Source organism: Pseudomonas sp. R9.37 (assembly GCF_963878885.1).
Taxonomy (GTDB): Bacteria; Pseudomonadota; Gammaproteobacteria; order Pseudomonadales; family Pseudomonadaceae; genus Aquipseudomonas.
Genome location: NZ_CAWNZA010000009.1, coordinates 44294 through 62107, shown reverse-complemented (window position 1 = coordinate 62107; position 17814 = coordinate 44294). Strand labels below are relative to the sequence as shown.

The window sequence follows — 17814 nt, the reverse complement described above, 5'->3', positions numbered from 1 at the left end:
CGCATGACCCAGCCACTGTTGGAACTCAAGGGCATCACCCGCAGTTTCATGGCCGGCGAGCGCGAATTCATCGCGCTCAAGGGCATCGACTTGACCATCCATGCCGGAGAAATGGTCGCGATTATCGGCGCCTCGGGCTCGGGTAAATCCACCCTGATGAACATCCTCGGCGGCCTGGACTACGCCACCGCCGGCAGCTACAAAATCAATGGCATCGAAACCCGCTCGCTCGGTGATGAACAACTGGCGGAACTGCGCCGCGATTACTTCGGTTTTATCTTCCAGCGCTACCATCTGCTCGCGCACCTGAGCGCCTTGCACAACGTGGAAATGCCGGCGATCTACGCCGGCACGCCAGAGACGCAACGCCACAGCCGCGCGCGGGATTTGCTCACCCGCCTGGGCCTGGCGGGGCACACCAGCCACCGGCCGAGCCAGCTTTCCGGCGGCCAGCAACAGCGCGTGAGTATCGCCCGCGCGTTGATGAACGGCGGTGAAGTGATTCTCGCCGACGAACCCACCGGCGCCCTCGACACCCACAGCGGCAAGGAGGTGATGCGCATCCTCGCCGAGCTGCACGCCGCCGGGCACACAGTGATTATCGTCACCCACGACCCCAAGGTGGCCGCCAATGCCCAGCGCATTGTCGAGGTGTGTGACGGTGAGATTGTCAGCGACAAGGCCAACGACAGCGTCGGCCTGGAGGTGCCCGCTGAGGCGCCCATCGAGACCCGGCGCAGCGGTGCACGGCGTCTGGTGGCGAGCCTGGGGTTGTTCAAGGAGGCATTCAACATGGCCTGGGTGGCGTTGATTTCCCATCGCATGCGCACCCTGCTGACGATGCTCGGGATTGTCATCGGCATCACCTCGGTGGTGTCGATCTCGGCCATTGGTGAGGGCGCCAAGCGTTACGTGCTCAAGGACATCCAGGCGATTGGCAGCAACACCATCGATATCTTTTCCGGCACCAGTTTTGGTGACAGCCGCGCCTCCGCTATCGAAACATTGATGCCCTCGGACGTGGAGGCGTTGAACCAGCTGTATTACGTCGACAGCGCCACGCCGGTGGTGGGCCGCAACCTGCTGCTGCGCTTTGGCAATATCGACCTGGATGCGCAGGTCAATGGCGTCAGCGACCGCTATTTCAAAGTGAAGGGGTTGAAGCTGGAAGCCGGGATTGCCTTCAGCGAAAGCGACGCGCGGCGCCAGGCCCAGGTGGTGGTGATCGACCACAACACCCGCCATCGCTTGTTCGGACCGAATGTGGACCCGTTGGGCCAGGTGATCCTGGTCGGCAATCTGCCGTGCACGGTGATTGGTGTGACGGCCGACAACAAAAACATGTTTGCCGCCAGCAAGGCGCTGAACGTGTGGGTGCCTTATGAGACGGCGGCGGGGCGTCTGTTGGGCCAGCGCCATCTGGACAGCATCACCGTGCGCATCAAGGACGGCCAGCCGAGCAAAGTGGTGGAAGAAAACGTCAATAAACTCATGCTGCAACGTCACGGCACCAAGGATTTTTTCACCAATAACCTCGACAGCATCATGCAAACGGTGCAGAAAACCAGCCGCTCGCTGGCGCTGCTGTTGTCGCTGATCGCGGTGATTTCGCTGCTGGTGGGCGGTATCGGGGTGATGAACATCATGCTGGTGTCGGTGACCGAGCGGACGCGCGAGATTGGTATTCGTATGGCCGTGGGCGCGCGCCAGTCGGACATCCGCCAGCAGTTTCTGGTGGAGGCGGTGATGGTGTGTTTGATCGGCGGGATGATCGGGATCTCGTTGTCCTTTGCGATCGGCTATCTGTTTTCATTGTTTGTGAAGGAATGGGAAATGGTGTTTTCCCTGGGCTCGATCATTACCGCGTTTGCGTGTTCGACCCTGATCGGCATTGTGTTTGGCTTTGTCCCGGCCAGGAATGCGGCGCGGCTGGACCCGATTGAGGCGTTGGCCAGGGACTGACGGCAACGGTCAAATGTGGGAGCAGGCACGCCAGCTCCCACAGGTTTTTGGGTGATTCACAGGGTGGTGAGCGTGCCTTCCTCGGTCGCGTACATCCACCGCAACAACGAATGCCGCCCGCTGATGCCCAGCTTGATCGCCGCACGTTTGAGGTAGCTCTCGATGGTGTTGACCTTGAGTGCCAGTTGCTCTGCCAATTGCGGTGCGGTACGCCCGGCCAGCAGGCCGACGCACACTTCGAGTTCGCGGTTGGAAAGCGTCAGGCCCGATTGCACCAGGCGTTCTTCAATGCGCCGGCGCAGGGTTTCGATGCCCTGGTTTTCCGGCATCAGCGGTTCGCTGGCCGGGCGGCAAGGCTGGATCGCGGTGATGTGTTTTTCGACCATGGGCAGCAGCAGCGTGGAGAAGTCCTGCAGCATGCTGCGTTCCTGCGGCGAAAAGCTTTCTGACTGGTGCGAGCGGTACACCGACAGCACATAGCGCACATCGTCCCTGCGGCGCGTAAGGTGCAGTTGAGCGGCGGGTTGTTCTTCACCCAATGCGGCTACCGAATCGGTGTAGACCGGGCTGATCCTGCGGCGGGTGTGGCCTTCGGCACTGACCCGCAATTGCGTGATATGGGTGGCGTCCACTGCCAGTTGAGTCAGGATGAGGTCATGCAGCATGCGTGGGAAATGGCGACTGCCGGTGCTGGCGATGACCTTGCCTATATGTGGGAACAGGTGTGAGTTCATCAATTCGTCCATGAGTTTCGAGTGCAGGTATTCAGCCTTATCGCGACGGGATTTAAGAAGGTAACCAGGGTGAATAACCTGCAGTGATAATGCACCCGTCGAGAACCTATGCTAGTACAGCCTGGCGAAAGCATGGGGATCCAATCTGGAAAAAATCAGATTAAAAACGCATAACGATGGTCAGACCAGTCCGACCACCGTTTGTAGGAAAGCGTTGGTGGGTGCCCAAGGCTTATTTCACGCTGTGCTCTTCAACTTGGGCCCGGCGGGGTACGACGGTGCGGGTGCACTTGGCCAGGGCTTGATGGACATCCTCCAGGAGGTCGGCGATGTCCTCCAGCCCGACCGATAAACGCACAAGGCCTTCGCTGATGCCGTGTTGCGCACGTTCTTCGGGCGTGTAGGTGGAATGGGTCATGCTGGCCGGGTGCTGGGCCAGTGATTCGGCATCGCCCAGGCTGACCGCACGGGTGAACACGTTGAGGGCGTTCATGAAGCGGCGGCCGCTTGCAATGCCGCCCTTGAGTTCAAAGGCGATCATGCCGCCGGACTGCTTCATCTGCCGCGCCGCCAATTCGTATTGTGGGAAAGAGCGCAACCCGGGGTAGGTCACCCACTGCACGGCCGGGTGTGCCTGCAGCGCCTCGGCCAACGCCAGTGCATTGCTGCAATGGCGGTCCATGCGCAGGGCCAATGTCTTGAGGCCGCGCATCAGCAACGACGCATCCTGCGGTGACATCACCGCGCCGGTCAGGTCCTTGAGGCCTTGCAGGCGAATGCGCTGCGCCAGGGCCTGGTTGCTCACGGCGATACCGGCGGTGATATCGCCATGGCCACTGAGGTACTTGGTCGCCGAGTGCACAACCACGTCGGCGCCCAGTTCCAGAGGCCGTTGCAGGTAGGGCGTGCAGTAAGTGTTGTCGACCACCACGGTAACGTTGGGCTGCTGGTGGGCAAGCGCGGCGACCGCCGCAATGTCCACCAGGCGCAAGTTGGGGTTGGCCGGCGTCTCGCAGTAGATCATGCGGGTCGCGGGGCAAAGCGCCGCGCGCAAGGCCGCCAGGTCGGTCAGGTCGACGTGGCGCACCTTGATGCCGAATTCGCCGATGCCATGGTGCAGCAGGGCGAACGTGCAGCCGTAGAGGGTCTGGCTGACAATCACCTCATCGCCCGGACGCAACAGGGTCCAGAACGTCGCGGCAATCGCGCCCATGCCGGAACTGAACGCCACGGCGGCCTCGCCGTTTTCCAGGGTGGCCATGCGCGACTCCAGCAGCGCCAGGGTCGGGTTGGAGATGCGCGTATAGAAGTGGCCGCTGGCTTCACCGGCAAAGCAGGCAGCGCCGTATTCGACCGTGGGGAATGCAAACGTGGCAGACAGATAGATCGGCGGCACCAGGGCGCCGTGGTGGTCCTTGGGGTCATAGCCGTGGTGGATGGCGCGAGTGGAAAAGCCGAATGCAGTGTGTTTATTGTTCATGTCGCACGCTCCTTATTTCCTACGATGCTATGCTCATAACCAAAGATGAACGTTGCAAAGTTTGCTGGTAATGCGCGGGTTAAGGGTCGAAACGTCGATAAAAACAATGAATAGAGGCACATTATGCCCGTGAGTCTGGATCGCACCGATAAAGCCCTTTTAAACGCGCTGCAAGGCAATGCCCGGCTGACGGTGGCCGAGCTGGCTGACCGGGTGGCGCTGACCACCTCGCCCTGTTGGCGCAGGGTGCGCAGCCTGGAAGAGAGCGGGGTGATCAGCGGCTACCAGGCGATCCTGTCGCCCAAGGCGCTGGGGTATGGGGTGACCGCGTTTGTGAGCATCATGATGGAAAGTCATACCCAGGAAATCGCCCGCGCGTTTGAGCAGCGGCTGTTGGAAATTCCCGAGATTGTGGCGTGCCATAACGTGTCCGGGCGTTATGACTTTTTGCTTGAGGTGGTGGCCAAGGACCTTGAGTCGTTCGGGGAGTTTGCGCGCGAGGTGTTGCAAACGTTGCCTTGCGTCAAGGAGATCTATTCGAGTTTTTCGTACAAGTCGGTCAGGCGGCTGCGGGTGATTCCGTTGCCGGGGTGATCGTTTACCTTTCCGCACGGGCGCCACATTGGCCACCCAATCTTCCCCGCAATTGGATATTTCTCCAGGCACTCACGGTGACTACTCTAGCCATCAATCCCCACCGTTCTGGAGTATCACCATGCAAACCCGTACCGATTTCTACACCGCTTCCCCGGATGCCATGAAAGCCATGCTCGCCCTGGAAGCCGCTGTCGGCAAACTGTCTCTGGAACTCCCGCTGCTGGAACTGGTGCGCCTGCGCGTCTCGCAGATCAACGGCTGCGCCTTCTGCCTCGACATGCACACCGCCGACGCCCGCAAGGGCGGCGAAACCGAGCGCCGCTTGTACACCGTGTCGGCCTGGCGTGAAACGCCGTTTTTCACCCCACGTGAGCGTGCCGCCCTGGCCTGGGCCGAAAGCCTCACCCTGATCAGCCAGACCCACGCCGCAGACGAAGACTACAACGCGCTGGCCGCCGAGTTCAGCGCCCAGGAGCAGGTCGATTTGAGCGTGGCCATCGCCACCATCAACAGCTGGAACCGCCTGGCCGTGGGCTTTCGCAAGATGCCCAAGTAAGCCTTCAGCTTGATTTGAAATACCCACGTGGCGTGGTGCCGGTCATGCCCTTGAAAAAGGCGATCAACGCACTGTCACTGGCAAAGCCCAGCGCGAAAGCGCAGTAACCCAGGCTGCGCCCGGTGGCGAGCAGTTCGATGACCCGCATCAAGCGCCACTGCTGGCGCCATTGCTGATACCCCAGGCCGGTTTCCCGCAGGAAAATCCGGCCGATGGTCTTGGTGCTGGCGCCAATTTGTTTTTCCAGCGCTTGCAGCGTTGGCGGCAACCTGTCGAGATCGGCCAGCAACGGGGCCAGGCGCTTGTCCTGCGGCAAGGGCAGGAGCATCGGTTGCTCGGCGGCTTGCTGGATTTCATCCAGGCACAACCCCAGTAGGTGGGCATGCCGACCGGCGTGCCAATCGGTCTCGAACGGCGCCATTGCCATGGGCTCCAGCACCGCCCGCAGCAAGGCGCTGACTTCGATGACCCGCACCTGTTTGGGCAACTGATCAGCCAATGCCGGGCTCAGGTAGACCGAACGGTAATCCACGGTTTTGTGCATCACCGCGCGATGGGGTACACCGCAGGGGATCCATGCCGCGCGGGAGGGCGGCAGCAGGCACAGTTGGTTGTCGAGGGTGATGCGGGTGCAACCCTGTTGGGTAAACAACAGTTGCCCGCGCTGGTGGCGATGCAGGCCGGAGTCATGGTCGCCGAGCAGCGCGGCGATGCCGATGACCGGCGCCGGGAGGCGGTCGGGGTCGAAAGACGCGTCGGCGGCAAGCCAGGCCATAGGTTGTCCGATTTGATCGATAAAATGGCGAAGTTTGGATAATACCCCAGTTGCCGGTCCTTAAACTCCTCGCGTTGTTCATACGAGGGAGTCGTCAATGAAAGTTCAAAACCTGCTGGTGCTGACCGTGGCGCTGCTGATGTTTCCGCAATTGGCCCAGACCCTTTACAGCCCGGCACTGGGTGATATCGGCGAAGCGTTTGCGGTTGGCCCCGAACGGGCAGGGCAGACCCTGTCGGTGTATTTCCTGGCGTTCGCATTCGGGGTGGTGGTGTGGGGCCGGCTGTGTGATCGCTGGGGGCGGCGGTCGGTGATGTTGGCCGGATTGGCCTTATATGTGGCGGCGTCGGTATTGGCCTTGAGTGTGACCACGTTCAATGCCTTGTTACTGGCCCAGGCGCTGGCGGCGTTCGGTGCGGCGGTCGGCTCGGTGGTGACGCAGACCGTGCTGCGCGATCGTTTCCACGGTGCGCAGTTGGCCCAGGTGTTTTCGATAATGGGCATCGCTCTGGCTGCGAGTCCTGCGCTGGGTTTGTTCAGTGGCGCGACGCTGGTGCAGTACTTCGGTTATCGCGGCATGCTGGCCGGGTTGCTGCTGGCGGCGCTTACGTTGTGGGGCTGGTGCCTGTGGGCCTTGCCCGAGACGCGTCCTGCCTCAGTGTCGACGGCGTCGCTGCCCGAAACGCTGGGCCTGATGCTCAGGGACGCAGGAATCTGGCGCTCGGTCGGCCTGGTGGCGGCGTTCAATATTGCGCTGTTCGGCTATTACAGCGTGGGGCCGTTTATTTTTGCGCGGCTGGGTTTGTCCGCTGCCCAATTCGGTTACAGCGGCGTGCTGCTGGCGCTGGGTTCGGGGCTTGGGGCGTGGCTGAACAAGCGATTGCTCAAGCGTGGCATGAACGGTGAGCAGTTGGTGCTGACCGCCGCCGGCCTGGCGGCACTGGGGGGCTTGCTCGTCGTGCTGCTGCAAGATAGCTGGCTGTTTGTATGGCCGATGCTGTTGGTGGTGCTGGCATTCGGCATGGCAATCCCGAATGTGCTGGGTGCCGCACTGGTGCGCTATCCCGACCGGCTTGGCACGGCCGCCGCAGTGTTCGGCTTGCTGTATTACTTGATGATCGGCGCCGGGCTTGGGCTGGTGGCCTGGGCCCAGAACCTGGGCTGGAGCCTGTTGATCTGTGGCGTGGCGGCGCTGTGTCTGGCAGCGCCGCGAGTGTTCAGAAGTTGACCGAAGCACTCAGGCGCGCCGTCAGCGGCGCGCCCTGGAACAGGTAGTCATCGCCCATGTATTCGCCGGCGTCGCGCCAGTAACGCTTGTCGAACAGGTTGTCGACGCTCAGGCGAAACACGGTTTCGTAGCCGTCGACTTTGGTGGTGTAGCGGCTACCGACATTGACCACTGCATAATCCCCTACCTCAACATTGCCGGTGCGGTTGGCGTATTTCTTCGCGCTGTATTGCACACCGCCGAGCAGCGCCAGACCGTTCACCCACGGCAACGCGTAGTCGGCGTACACGCTGGCGCGCAGCGTGGGCACGTTGATCGCCTGGTGGCCCTCGTATTCCGGCGTGCCGCTGTTGCTCACGCGCGCGCGAATCGCTGCCACGCTGGTTGCGATTTGCAGGCGGTCGGTGGCCCAGCCGTTGGCGGAGAGTTCCAGGCCGGTATTTTTCTGTTGGCCTTGTTGCACGTAGGTGAACTTGCCATCTTCCGGTTTGGCGTACTGATAGGCCTGATGTGTCTGGAATACGGCGGCGGCGAAGCTAATTCGGCGCCAGTCGTATTTCACGCCGGCTTCGATTTGCCGTGAGACGGTTGGAGCCAGAGTATCGTCGGCGTTTTCAGCGAACCAAGGCGCCGTGCCGCCCAGCGACAGGCCTTTGCTGTAGCTGGTGTACAGCGAGATGTTTTCCACTGGTTTGTAAATCAACGAAGCTTGAGGAAGGAACACGTATTGCTGGGTGTGGCGAGCCTGGTTGCCATTATCGTCATAGGCTTTTTCATCCAGGCGCACTTCGCGGCCGCCAAGAATGGTTTGCCATTGCTCGTTGAAACGGATGCGGTCGGTGACGAACAGCCCGTATTGGCGGCTGTCGAGGTTGCGGTGGCTATCATTGAGCGGCACGTCAGTGGGCGTGAATGTCGGTGAGTCGGCGTCGATGTTGCTGGTGCCAATGGACTCATTGACCGATTTGCGCTTGTCGATCACCCGGCGAAACGCGCTGGTGCCCAAGGTCAGCTCATGGCCGATGCCTGCGGTGTCGAACAGCCCGGTCATCGCCGCCTGCACTTCATCGTCGCGGCGGGTGTCGTCGGGGCTGCGATAGTCGTAGACGTCGTAGTTGCCTTCGGGGCTGAAATGGTTGGGCACGCTCGATGAACTACAGCTGGTCGAGCCATAACAGCCCCAGGCAAACGCGCTGTAGTCATCAATCACCACCTTGCTGCGCGCGGCGCTGAGAGTGCCTTTCCACTGATCGCTGAAACGGTATTCGAACTTGCCGTTGAGGTTCAGCGAGTCGATGCCCACCTGTTTGGAACCACTCTGGTGCCCCAGCAGTTTTTTCGGCGAAGCATCGTGGGGCACCTCGGTGCCGCCCAGCAATTGATAGCCGGGCACCGAACGCTGTTGCTTGTTCTGGTATTCCGCATCCAGTTGCAGCACGGCGTCGGGGCTGATAGTCCAGTCGAACGCCAGGGACACGAAATCGCGCTGGCCATTGGCGTGCTCCACATAGCTGTTGAGGTCTTCATGGGCCACGTTGGCGCGCAGGCCAAACTGCTGCCCGCTGCCGAACCAGCCGCCGACATCGGTGGCGATGTAACCGCTGCCGCGATCGTCGGTGGACACCGTGACCGAGCGCACGTCTTGCGGGCGTTTGGTCACGTAGTTGATCACTCCGCTGGGCTCGGCAATGCCGCTCTGCAAACCGGCCAGGCCCTTGAGCACTTCCACTTGCTGTTTGTTTTCGAGGGCGACGTTCTGCTCGCCGGTGATGGTACGCCCATTGATCTTGTAGCTGCTTGCCGCATTGAGCGAGAAGCCGCGCACCACGAAGTTTTCGTAATAACCAATCGGTGCATAGCTGTCGCCGACCGAGGCATCGTTGCGCAGCACTTCGCTGAGCAGACGCGCTTGCTGGTCCTTGATCAGCGCGGCGTTGATCACCGTGATCGAGGCCGGGGTGTCCAGCAACGGCGCCTCATCGAAGCCGCCGACCGATGCGGTTTCACTGCGGTAGCCGGACTCGTCCTGGCCCTGGACGTTCACCGCCGGCAGCTCTATTTCAGCCGCCAGGCTGCTACCGATGCCGCCGCTGAGCAGCAGGCCGAGGGCGAAACGTGAGTGAACGGCAGGACGAAAACGCAAAACCATGGAGGCAGGGCCTTATAGCGCAGGACGGGGGGCGCATAAGCTAGGGGGAAGTGCGGGGTTTTACAAGTTACTGAGAACGGTTCTGTCGTCCCATCTTTCAGCTGGAGCGCTTCAGGGTTTCACTGGGCAGTTCCTTGAACAATGCGCGGTAGCTATTCGAAAACCGCCCCAAATGCCAGAACGACCAGTTCATCGCGACTTCGGCCACGGTGGTGTCGGCTGCGGTTAACAGCTCGCGCCGCGCGCCGTTCAACCGGCGCAGACGCAACCACTGCGCCGGGCTCATTCCGGTGTAGGTCTTGAAGCCTTGCTGTAACTGACGCAGCGGCACACCGGCGATCTGCGCCAACTCCAGCAAGTTGACGGTTTCATCCGGCGCATCCGCTGCCCACTCGCCGATGCGCGCCATCAGCAGGCGTTCTTCGCTGCGTCGCTGCAATGAGCCGCGGTCCAAGCACACGCAGGCGTTGTCGAGGATGAACAGGCAATCGTCGAGCAACTGCTGGGTGAGGGCATCGCGGCTGATCGGGTCGAGTGTGGCGGACAACCGCGTCAGGGTGCCGCTGAGCCAACGGGTGAACAGCGCATTCTGCTGACAGGTCAGCGGGGCCATGAACAGGCCTTCGAGTTTGGCCACATCCAGGCCATGGCGCTGCACGAATTGCGGGCCGAACACCACGGCCACTTCGCGGTAGTTTTCCGGGGTGATCCAGGTGTTGCGGCTTTCGCCATTGAGCAGGTACAGCGCGTTGTCGCTGCCATCGAAACAGAACGCCAATGCACCGGGCGGCGCGTTGAAGTTCTGCTCCACGCGCGTGTTCATGCACTCTTCGTACACCTGCACGCCTTGCAGGTCGAGGTAACGGATCTGCCCGGCAAAATGCCCCGGGGACATCTGCTGATACTGCTGCACCCAACCGGGTGTCGCACTGCATTGAGCGGCCACATCACCGGTAGTGAAAGCCTGTACGCGCAAAGCTGTTGCCTGTGTCATGGGTAACCTGGGCGCACTCTATTGGTGCGTTGTGGTTGGTGCAAAGTGGATAGATGCCGCAGGGCGGCGGCATCAAGATAGACCTCAATGCGCCGCGAGTACAAGCCGGCGCATGCACCCAACCCATGACGAGGTCCTTATGAACGCCCCCTTCGATCAGCTGTCCGCCTGGCTGAAAGAACACAAGATTACCGAAGTCGAATGCGTGATCAGTGATTTGACTGGCATCGCACGCGGCAAGATTGCGCCCACCAACAAGTTCCTGCATGAGCGAGGCATGCGCCTGCCGGAAAGTGTGTTGCTGCAAACGGTGACCGGGGACTTTGTCGACGACGATATCTATTACGACCTGCTCGACCCGGCCGACATCGACATGATCTGCCGCCCGGTGTCCAACGCCACGTACGTGGTGCCGTGGGCTATCGAACCCACCGCGATTGTGATCCACGACACCTATGACAAGCAGGGCAATCCGATTGAGCTGTCGCCGCGCTACGTGCTGAAAAAGGTGCTGCAGCTGTATACCGAGCAAGGCTGGCAGCCGATTGTGGCGCCGGAAATGGAGTTCTACCTGACCCAGCGCTGCGAGGACCCGGACCTGCCGTTGAAAACCCCGGTGGGACGCTCCGGTCGCGCCGAAACCGGCCGCCAGTCATTTTCCATCGACGCCGCCAACGAATTCGATCCGCTGTTCGAAGACGTCTACGACTGGTGCGAGCTGCAGGGCCTGGACCTCGACACGTTGATCCACGAAGACGGCCCGGCGCAGATGGAAATCAACTTCCGCCACGGCGATGCCCTGCACCTGGCCGACCAGATCACCGTGTTCAAACGCACCCTGCGCGAGGCCGCGCTCAAGCACAATGTGGCCGCGACGTTCATGGCCAAGCCGGTGGCCGATGAGCCCGGCAGCGCCATGCACCTGCACCAGAGCGTGGTGGACATCGCCACCGGCAAACCGGTGTTTGTCGATGCCGACGGCACGATGAGCCAGCTGTTCTTGCACCACATCGGCGGGTTGCAGACGTACATCCCAAAGCTGCTGCCGATGTTCGCGCCGAACGTGAATTCGTTCCGCCGCTTCCTGCCGGACACCTCGGCCCCTGTCAACGTGGAGTGGGGCGAAGAAAACCGCACCGTCGGCCTGCGCGTGCCCACTTCCAGCCCCGAGGCAATGCGCGTGGAGAACCGTTTGCCGGGCGCGGACGCCAACCCGTACCTGGCAATTGCCGCCAGCTTGCTGTGCGGCTACCTGGGCATGATCGAAAAGATCGAGCCCAGCGCCCCGGTGGAAGGGCGCGCCTACGAGCGCCGCAACCTGCGCCTGCCGTTCACCCTCGAAGACGCGCTGGCGCGGATGGAGGATTGCGACACGGTCAAGCAGTACCTGGGCGAGAAGTTCGTGCGCGGCTACGTGGCAGTCAAACGCGCCGAACATGAGAATTTCAAGCGGGTGATCAGTTCCTGGGAACGTGAGTTCCTGCTGTTGAGCGTCTAAAAAAACTCAAAAGGGGTGTCGATATGCGTCTTGTGAAAAAGCTTCTCCCGCTGGCCCTGGTGGCCGCGTTCAGCAGTGCCAGCCAAGCCGCGCCGACGGTCAGCGTCTATAACTGGACCGACTACATCGGTGAGACCACCTTGGCTGATTTCCAGGCCAAGACCGGGATCAAAGTGGTCTACGACGTCTTCGATTCCAACGAAACCCTGGAGGGCAAGTTGCTGGCGGGGCGCACCGGCTATGACGTGGTGGTGCCGTCCAACCACTTCCTGGCGCGCCAGGTTAAGGCCGGCGCGTTCCTCAAGCTCGACCGCTCGCAGCTGCCCAACTTCAAGAACCTCGACCCCAAACTGCTCAAGCTGCTGGAGAAAAACGACCCGGGCAATGCGCATTCGGTGCCCTACCTGTGGGGCACCAATGGCATCGGCTACAACGTCGACAAGGTCAAGCAAGTGCTGGGCATCGACCATATCGATTCGTGGGCGGTGCTGTTCGAACCCGAGAACATCAAAAAACTCCACGAGTGCGGCGTCGCCTTCCTCGATTCGGCGGACGAGCTGTTCCCGGCGATCCTCAATTACATGGGCAAGGACCCGCGCAGCGAGAACCCCGAGGACTACAAACAGGCCGAAGCCAAGCTGCTGACACTGCGCCCGTACATCACGTACTTCCATTCCTCCAAGTACATCTCGGATCTGGCCAACGGCGATATCTGCGTGGCCTTCGGGTATTCCGGTGACGTGTTCCAGGCCGCCAACCGCGCCAAGGAAGCCAAAAACGGTGTGAACATCGCCTACTCAATTCCCAAGGAAGGCTCCAACCTGTGGTTCGACTTGCTGGCGATTCCGGCCGATGCCAGCAACCCGAAAGAAGCCCACGCGTTCATCAACTATTTGCTCGACCCCGAAGTGATCGCCAAGGTCAGTGCCTCGGTCGGCTACGCCAATGCCAACCCCGCTGCCAAGCCGTTCATGGCGCCGGAACTGGTGAACAACCCTGAGGTGTACCCGTCGCAGGAAGTGCTCGACAAACTCTACATTTCCACCACGCCGACGCCGGCGACCATGCGCCTGATGACCCGCGCCTGGAGCAAAGTGAAGACCAACAAATGATTTCATCCAGTGACCACGCCCGGTCCTATTACCGTGCTTCGGCCAATGCCATGCCTGAGCGTCCATCGCTGGGCACCGACCTGAGCGCCGATGTGTGCGTGATCGGCGGCGGTTTTACCGGGGTCAATACGGCCATCGAGCTGGCCCAGCGCGGGCTCTCGGTGATTCTGCTGGAGGCTCGGCGCATCGGCTGGGGCGCCAGCGGGCGCAATGGCGGGCAGTTGATTCGTGGCATCGGCCATGACGTGTCGGGGTTCGCCAGGTACGTAGGCGAGGAGGGCGTGCGTTACCTGGAGCGGGCCGGGATTGATTCGGTGGCGCTGGTAGGCGAGCGCATTCGTCAGCACCGCATTGACTGCGATCTGCGCTGGGGCTTTTGCGAACTGGCCAATACCACCGCGCAATTCGCTGCGTTCAAGGGCGAGCAGCAGAGCCTGGCGGCGCTTGGGTATGCCCATGAAACTCGGCTGGTCGAAGCGCAGGACATGCAGCAGGTGGTCGGTTCGACGGTCTATGCCGGTGGCTTGGTGGACATGGGCTCTGGGCACCTGCACCCGCTGAACTTGGTACTCGGCGAGGCGCAGGTGGCCGAGTCGCTCGGGGTGCGGATTTTCGAGCGCACCCAGGTCGTCGAACTGATCCACGGCGACACCGTGCAAGTGCGCTGCGCCGCTGGCACGGTGCGCGCCGCCCACCTGGTGCTGGCGTGCAATGCGCACCTGGATGAACTGGAACCGCGCTTGAGCGGCAAGGTGCTGCCGGCGGGCAGTTACATTATCGCCACCGAGCCGTTGTCCGAGGCAGTCGCCAAGCAATTGATCCCGCAGAACCTGGCGCTGTGTGACCAGAAAGTCGGGCTGGACTACTACCGACTTTCCGCCGACCGCCGACTGTTGTTCGGCGGTGCGTGCCATTACTCCGGGCGTGATCCGGTGGACATCGCCGCGTATATGCAGCCCAAGATGCTCAAGGTATTCCCGCAGTTGGCGGGCACCACCATCGAGTTCCAGTGGGGCGGCAAGATCGGCATTACCGCCAACCGCTTTGCGCAAGTCGGGCGGCTCAAGCAGCACCCGAATGTGTTCTATGCCCAGGGCTATTCCGGGCATGGACTGAACGTGACCCACTGGTGCGCAACGCTTTTGGCCGAAGCCATTCATGCGGGCCACAGCCACGGGCTGGACATTTTCAGCCAGGTGCCGCACATGACGTTTCCGGGCGGCAAGGCCTTGCGCTCGCCGCTGCTGGCGCTGGGGATGTTGTGGTTGCGCCTGCGCGAGAGGTTTGGCTGACCCGGGTGGGAGCGGGCTTGCTCGCGAAAACAGGGTGTCAGGCGATGCATGTGCTGCTGACCCACCGCGTTCGCGAGCAAGCCCGCTCCCACCTTTAAGGTATTGTCAGCCTTCGGGTTCGGTGAGCACTTTGCGGAAGGTTTCCACCAGCGGGCGCAGGTTGACCCGATGCCACGCCGCCCACAACGGTGTGGTGTAGGTCATCCACGGCAGCTCGCGCAACACCACGCCGGGCGGGGCATTGCGGCTCAAGCCTTTTTGCACCATGGCCACGCCCAAGCCCGAGGCCACCAGGCCCAATGCGGTGAACGGCTCGCTGGCTTCCATCGGGATTTGCGGGGTAAAACCGGCCCGAATGCAGGCCGCGACGAAATCATCGGCAGGGTTAGCGCCGGCTTTGCGTTGCACGCCAATCCATTCCTGATCGGCCAGATGTTCGGGCAGCAGTTCGTTGTGTTTGGCCAGCGGATGATGTTCAGGCAGGGCCAGCAGCATGGGGTCGTCCAGCACTTGCAACGCGGTCAGGTCCGGGTCATCGGCGGCCGGTGGCTCGCTGACTAGGGCGATATCCAGGCTGCGCTGGCGCAGGCCTTCGAGCTGTTCGAGCGACGGCAAGTTGTACAGCTTGATATGCACGGTGGGGCGGTCGTCTCTCAACACGCGCAAGGCGTTGGGCAGCACACCGGCGTGCATGGCGTTTTCGATATAGCCGATGCACAAACCGCCTTCTTCACCGCGGCCCAGGCGTTTGCCCAGGGATTCCAGGCGATTGGCGTGGGTCAGCAGCGCCTTGGTTTCGGCCAGAAACGTCTGGCCGTCGCGCGTCAGGCGGATGCGCTGCTGGCTGCGTTCGAACAGGGTCAGGCCCAAACGCTCTTCGAGCTGGGCGATCTGCCGGCTCAAGGGCGACTGGGAGATGTGCAAACGTTCGGCGGCGCGGCCGACGTGTTCTTCTTCGGCAACGACTTCGAAGTAGCGCAATTGGCGCAGATCAATCATGTAAGACCTCGCAGGACTTAAGTTGGTCGCAGTATGTCTTGGACGGTCCGATCTATGCAATCTAGGATCTGCTCAACGGTCACAGCGACCCTGAACCCGATTGAGGATCCACCATGAGCTTGAAAGACAAACTGCCCGGCCAACTGGGCTTTGGCACCGCACCGCTGGGCAACATGTTCCGCGCCATTCCCGAAGACGAAGCCCAGGCCACCGTCGAGGCTGCCTGGAACAGCGGCGTGCGCTACTTCGACACCGCGCCGTTCTACGGCTCGGGGCTGTCGGAAATCCGCCTGGGCCAAGCCCTGTCGCAGTACAACCGCGATGACTTCGTGCTCAGCACCAAAGTCGGCCGCGTGATTCTCGACGAAGTCGAAGAAAGCGCCCGCGACCTCGGCGAAAAAAGCGGTGTGTTCGAACATGGCCGCCCGAACAAGATGCTCAACGACTACAGCGCCGACGCCACCCTGCGCTCTATCGAAGACAGCCTGAAGCGCCTGCAGACCGACCGTCTGGACATCGTGTGGATTCACGACATCGCCCAGGATTTCTACGGCGACCAGTGGCTGGACTACTTCAACCAGGCCCGCACCGGCGCCTTCAAAGTGCTGACCCGCTTGCGTGAAGAAGGCGTGATCAAGGCCTGGGGCCTGGGCGTGAACCGCGTCGAGCCGTGCGAGCTGACCCTTGACCTGACCGAAGCGCAGCCCGACGGTTTCCTGTTGGCCGGCCGCTACACCCTGCTGGACCACGAGCGTGCCCTGCAACGCCTGATGGATGCCGCACTGGCGCAGAACGTCGAAATCGTCGTTGGCGGCCCTTACAGCTCGGGGATTCTGGCCGGTGGTGCGCACTTCGAATACCAGAAGGCCAGCCCGGCGATTATCAGCAAGGTCGAGCAGATCAAAGCGATTGCCCAGGCGTTTGGCGTGAGCGTGAAAGCCGCAGCGCTGCAATTCTCCCTGGCTCACCCGGCAGTGGCCGCAGTGATTCCGGGTGCCAGTCGTCCGGGGCGGATTGCCGAAGACGTCGCGGCGTTGTCAGAGAAGATTCCGGCAGCCTTTTGGCAGGCGTTGCGCGATGCACAGTTGATTTCGGCCAGCGCACCGCTGCCGCGCTAACTTCAGGAGTTCTCAGATGAAAATCGATGTAAGTGGCAAAGTAGCCATCGTCAGCGGCAGCACTGCCGGGATCGGCCTGGGCATCAGCCAGGCGCTGGCGCAATCCGGCGCCACCGTGGTGGTGATCGGGCGGGACGCGGGCAAGGTCGACGACGCCCTGGCGAGCATTCGTCAGGCGGTGCCGAACGCTGACCTGCGCGGGCTGGTAGCGGACCTCGGCACAGCTGAAGGTGCCGATAAACTGTTCGCTGCCGAACCGCGCGCCGACATCCTGGTCAACAACCTGGGCATCTTCAACGATGTGGATTTCTTCGACGCACCGGACAGCGAGTGGACGCGCTTCTACGAGGTCAATGTGATCTCCGGCGTGCGCCTGGCGCGCCATTATGTGCCGGGCATGGTTGAGCAGGGCTGGGGGCGGGTGATCTTCCTGTCGTCGGAATCCGGGGTGGCAACGCCGGCGGACATGATCAACTACGGCGTGACCAAAAGTGCCAACCTGGCGGTCTCCCATGGTTTGGCGAAGCGTCTGGCCGGCACCGGTGTGACGGTCAATGCGGTGCTGCCGGGGCCGACCTTTACCGACGGCCTGGAGCAGATGCTCAAAGACGCCACCGCCAAGTCCGGGCGCAGTGCGCGGGAAGAGGCGGACGTGTTTGTGCGCAATGCGCGGCCCACGTCGATCATCCAGCGCGCGGCAAATGTGGATGAAGTGGCCAACCTGGTGGCGTACATTGCTTCACCCTTGTCTTCTGCAACCACGGGCGCCGCATTGCGCGTCGACGGTGGTGTTGTCGACAGCATGGCGATCTGAATTTTTGTCATTTTTTTGGAGTATTTATTGTGGCGACAGCTTCTTCTGTGATTGAGGTTCCGGTTTCGGCCGATCAGGTCTGGCAATTGATTGGCGGCTTTAACACGCTGCCCGATTGGCTGCCGTTTATCGTCAAAAGCGAGGCGAGCGACGGCGGGCGTGTGCGGCACTTGCAAACCGCGGACGGCGGTGTGGTGGTCGAGCGCTTGCAGAGCTTTGATAACGTGGCGCGCATTTACAGCTACACCATCGAGCAGTCGCCGTTTCCGGTGAGTGCTTACCTGGCGACGTTGCAGGTTGAGGCGTTGACCGATGCGTCGGCGAAAGTGACGTGGTCCGGCGTGTTCACCCCGGCGGCGGGGACCACGGACGCGGCGGTGGAGGAGTTGTTCGCCGGCGTGTACAGCGGTGGGCTTGAGGCGCTGCGCGCCAACTTCTAACAGGCGACACACGCCTGATGTGGGGGCGGGCTTGCTCGCGAAAGCGGTGGGTCAGTCAAGGCTTGC

At 61.7% G+C, this 17814-nt stretch carries 16 protein-coding genes; 10 read left to right on the top strand and 6 right to left on the bottom strand.

Going from position 1 to position 17814, the window contains the following annotated elements; genetic code table 11:
* Positions 1–3 precede the first annotated feature (3 nt).
* The gene (locus AACU78_RS06300) at positions 4–1962 is read left to right on the top strand and encodes a MacB family efflux pump subunit (protein ID WP_106580317.1); all 1959 of its coding nucleotides are present in this window, start codon (positions 4–6) and stop codon (positions 1960–1962) included.
* Positions 1963–2018: 56 nt separating this feature from the next.
* On the opposite strand, the gene AACU78_RS06295 is transcribed toward AACU78_RS06300, so the two are convergent.
* Both AACU78_RS06295 and AACU78_RS06290 read right to left on the bottom strand, forming a co-directional pair.
* Positions 2019–2696 (bottom strand): response regulator transcription factor, encoded by a 678-nt coding sequence (locus AACU78_RS06295; protein ID WP_106580324.1) that lies wholly within the window; start codon positions 2694–2696, stop codon positions 2019–2021.
* Between the two features lie 232 nt (positions 2697–2928).
* The gene (locus AACU78_RS06290; RefSeq protein WP_106580316.1) at positions 2929–4176 is read right to left on the bottom strand and encodes a methionine gamma-lyase; all 1248 of its coding nucleotides are present in this window, start codon (positions 4174–4176) and stop codon (positions 2929–2931) included.
* Positions 4177–4299: 123 nt separating this feature from the next.
* Here AACU78_RS06290 and AACU78_RS06285 point away from each other — a divergent pair, with 123 nt between their 5' ends.
* Positions 4300–4770 carry an Lrp/AsnC family transcriptional regulator gene (locus AACU78_RS06285; RefSeq protein ID WP_106580315.1) on the top strand — a complete coding sequence of 157 codons (471 nt, stop codon included), beginning with the start codon at positions 4300–4302 and terminating at the stop codon, positions 4768–4770.
* A 121-nt stretch (positions 4771–4891) separates the two neighbouring features.
* Positions 4892–5329: a carboxymuconolactone decarboxylase family protein gene (locus tag AACU78_RS06280; protein WP_106580314.1), complete on the top strand. Its 438-nt coding sequence runs from the start codon at positions 4892–4894 to the stop codon at positions 5327–5329.
* A gap of 4 nt (positions 5330–5333) precedes the next feature.
* On the opposite strand, the gene AACU78_RS06275 is transcribed toward AACU78_RS06280, so the two are convergent.
* Positions 5334–6104, bottom strand: coding sequence for an AraC family transcriptional regulator (locus AACU78_RS06275; RefSeq protein WP_106580313.1), 771 nt, complete (start codon positions 6102–6104; stop codon positions 5334–5336).
* A 97-nt stretch (positions 6105–6201) separates the two neighbouring features.
* Here AACU78_RS06275 and AACU78_RS06270 point away from each other — a divergent pair, with 97 nt between their 5' ends.
* Entirely contained in the window at positions 6202–7332 is a 1131-nt protein-coding gene (locus tag AACU78_RS06270; RefSeq protein ID WP_106580312.1) for an MFS transporter, read from the top strand.
* Here AACU78_RS06270 and AACU78_RS06265 read toward each other — a convergent pair.
* Both AACU78_RS06265 and AACU78_RS06260 read right to left on the bottom strand, forming a co-directional pair.
* On the bottom strand, positions 7322–9481 hold the full coding sequence (locus AACU78_RS06265) for a TonB-dependent siderophore receptor (RefSeq protein WP_106580311.1): 2160 nt from the start codon (positions 9479–9481) through the stop codon (positions 7322–7324). The genes AACU78_RS06270 and AACU78_RS06265 overlap by 11 nt on opposite strands.
* 97 nt (positions 9482–9578) lie before the next feature.
* Complete coding sequence (locus tag AACU78_RS06260; protein ID WP_106580310.1) at positions 9579–10475, bottom strand: helix-turn-helix domain-containing protein; 897 nt, start codon at positions 10473–10475, stop codon at positions 9579–9581.
* Between the two features lie 139 nt (positions 10476–10614).
* On the opposite strand from AACU78_RS06260, the gene AACU78_RS06255 reads away from it, so the two are divergent.
* Genes AACU78_RS06255 through AACU78_RS06245 form a run of 3 tightly spaced genes read left to right on the top strand, consistent with a single transcriptional unit; the run spans position 10615 to position 14377 of the window.
* On the top strand, positions 10615–11973 hold the full coding sequence (locus tag AACU78_RS06255) for a glutamine synthetase family protein (protein ID WP_106580309.1): 1359 nt from the start codon (positions 10615–10617) through the stop codon (positions 11971–11973).
* 23 nt (positions 11974–11996) lie between these two features.
* Positions 11997–13085: a polyamine ABC transporter substrate-binding protein gene (locus AACU78_RS06250; protein ID WP_106580308.1), complete on the top strand. Its 1089-nt coding sequence runs from the start codon at positions 11997–11999 to the stop codon at positions 13083–13085.
* Complete coding sequence (locus AACU78_RS06245; protein ID WP_106580307.1) at positions 13082–14377, top strand: NAD(P)/FAD-dependent oxidoreductase; 1296 nt, start codon at positions 13082–13084, stop codon at positions 14375–14377. Before AACU78_RS06250 ends, AACU78_RS06245 begins: the two co-directional genes overlap by 4 nt.
* A 105-nt stretch (positions 14378–14482) precedes the next feature.
* On the opposite strand, the gene AACU78_RS06240 is transcribed toward AACU78_RS06245, so the two are convergent.
* Positions 14483–15376, bottom strand: coding sequence for a LysR substrate-binding domain-containing protein (locus tag AACU78_RS06240; RefSeq protein ID WP_106580306.1), 894 nt, complete (start codon positions 15374–15376; stop codon positions 14483–14485).
* Between the two features lie 113 nt (positions 15377–15489).
* Here AACU78_RS06240 and AACU78_RS06235 point away from each other — a divergent pair, with 113 nt between their 5' ends.
* The 3 genes from AACU78_RS06235 to AACU78_RS06225 are packed head-to-tail and all read left to right on the top strand — an operon-like array spanning position 15490 to position 17748.
* Positions 15490–16494, top strand: a complete 1005-nt coding sequence (locus AACU78_RS06235; protein WP_106580305.1) for an aldo/keto reductase — start codon at positions 15490–15492, stop codon at positions 16492–16494.
* Between the two features lie 16 nt (positions 16495–16510).
* Entirely contained in the window at positions 16511–17308 is a 798-nt protein-coding gene (locus AACU78_RS06230) for an SDR family NAD(P)-dependent oxidoreductase (protein ID WP_106580304.1), read from the top strand.
* Between the two features lie 29 nt (positions 17309–17337).
* Complete coding sequence (locus tag AACU78_RS06225; RefSeq protein ID WP_106580303.1) at positions 17338–17748, top strand: SRPBCC family protein; 411 nt, start codon at positions 17338–17340, stop codon at positions 17746–17748.
* Positions 17749–17814 lie beyond the last annotated feature (66 nt).

Bases quoted from the DNA above. Each gene is read 5' to 3' on its own strand.
- AACU78_RS06290 (WP_106580316.1), bottom strand. From the start codon at position 4,176: ATGAACAATAAACACACTGCATTCGGCTTTTCCACTCGCGCCATCCAC.
- AACU78_RS06265 (WP_106580311.1), bottom strand. From the start codon at position 9,481: ATGGTTTTGCGTTTTCGTCCTGCCGTTCACTCACGTTTCGCCCTCGGC.
- AACU78_RS06240 (WP_106580306.1), bottom strand. From the start codon at position 15,376: ATGATTGATCTGCGCCAATTGCGCTACTTCGAAGTCGTTGCCGAAGAA.
- AACU78_RS06260 (WP_106580310.1), bottom strand. From the start codon at position 10,475: ATGACACAGGCAACAGCTTTGCGCGTACAGGCTTTCACTACCGGTGAT.
- AACU78_RS06270 (WP_106580312.1), top strand. From the start codon at position 6,202: ATGAAAGTTCAAAACCTGCTGGTGCTGACCGTGGCGCTGCTGATGTTT.
- AACU78_RS06250 (WP_106580308.1), top strand. From the start codon at position 11,997: ATGCGTCTTGTGAAAAAGCTTCTCCCGCTGGCCCTGGTGGCCGCGTTC.
- AACU78_RS06275 (WP_106580313.1), bottom strand. From the start codon at position 6,104: ATGGCCTGGCTTGCCGCCGACGCGTCTTTCGACCCCGACCGCCTCCCG.
- AACU78_RS06285 (WP_106580315.1), top strand. From the start codon at position 4,300: ATGCCCGTGAGTCTGGATCGCACCGATAAAGCCCTTTTAAACGCGCTG.
- AACU78_RS06255 (WP_106580309.1), top strand. From the start codon at position 10,615: ATGAACGCCCCCTTCGATCAGCTGTCCGCCTGGCTGAAAGAACACAAG.
- AACU78_RS06280 (WP_106580314.1), top strand. From the start codon at position 4,892: ATGCAAACCCGTACCGATTTCTACACCGCTTCCCCGGATGCCATGAAA.
- AACU78_RS06235 (WP_106580305.1), top strand. From the start codon at position 15,490: ATGAGCTTGAAAGACAAACTGCCCGGCCAACTGGGCTTTGGCACCGCA.
- AACU78_RS06245 (WP_106580307.1), top strand. From the start codon at position 13,082: ATGATTTCATCCAGTGACCACGCCCGGTCCTATTACCGTGCTTCGGCC.
- AACU78_RS06295 (WP_106580324.1), bottom strand. From the start codon at position 2,696: ATGAACTCACACCTGTTCCCACATATAGGCAAGGTCATCGCCAGCACC.
- AACU78_RS06230 (WP_106580304.1), top strand. From the start codon at position 16,511: ATGAAAATCGATGTAAGTGGCAAAGTAGCCATCGTCAGCGGCAGCACT.
- AACU78_RS06300 (WP_106580317.1), top strand. From the start codon at position 4: ATGACCCAGCCACTGTTGGAACTCAAGGGCATCACCCGCAGTTTCATG.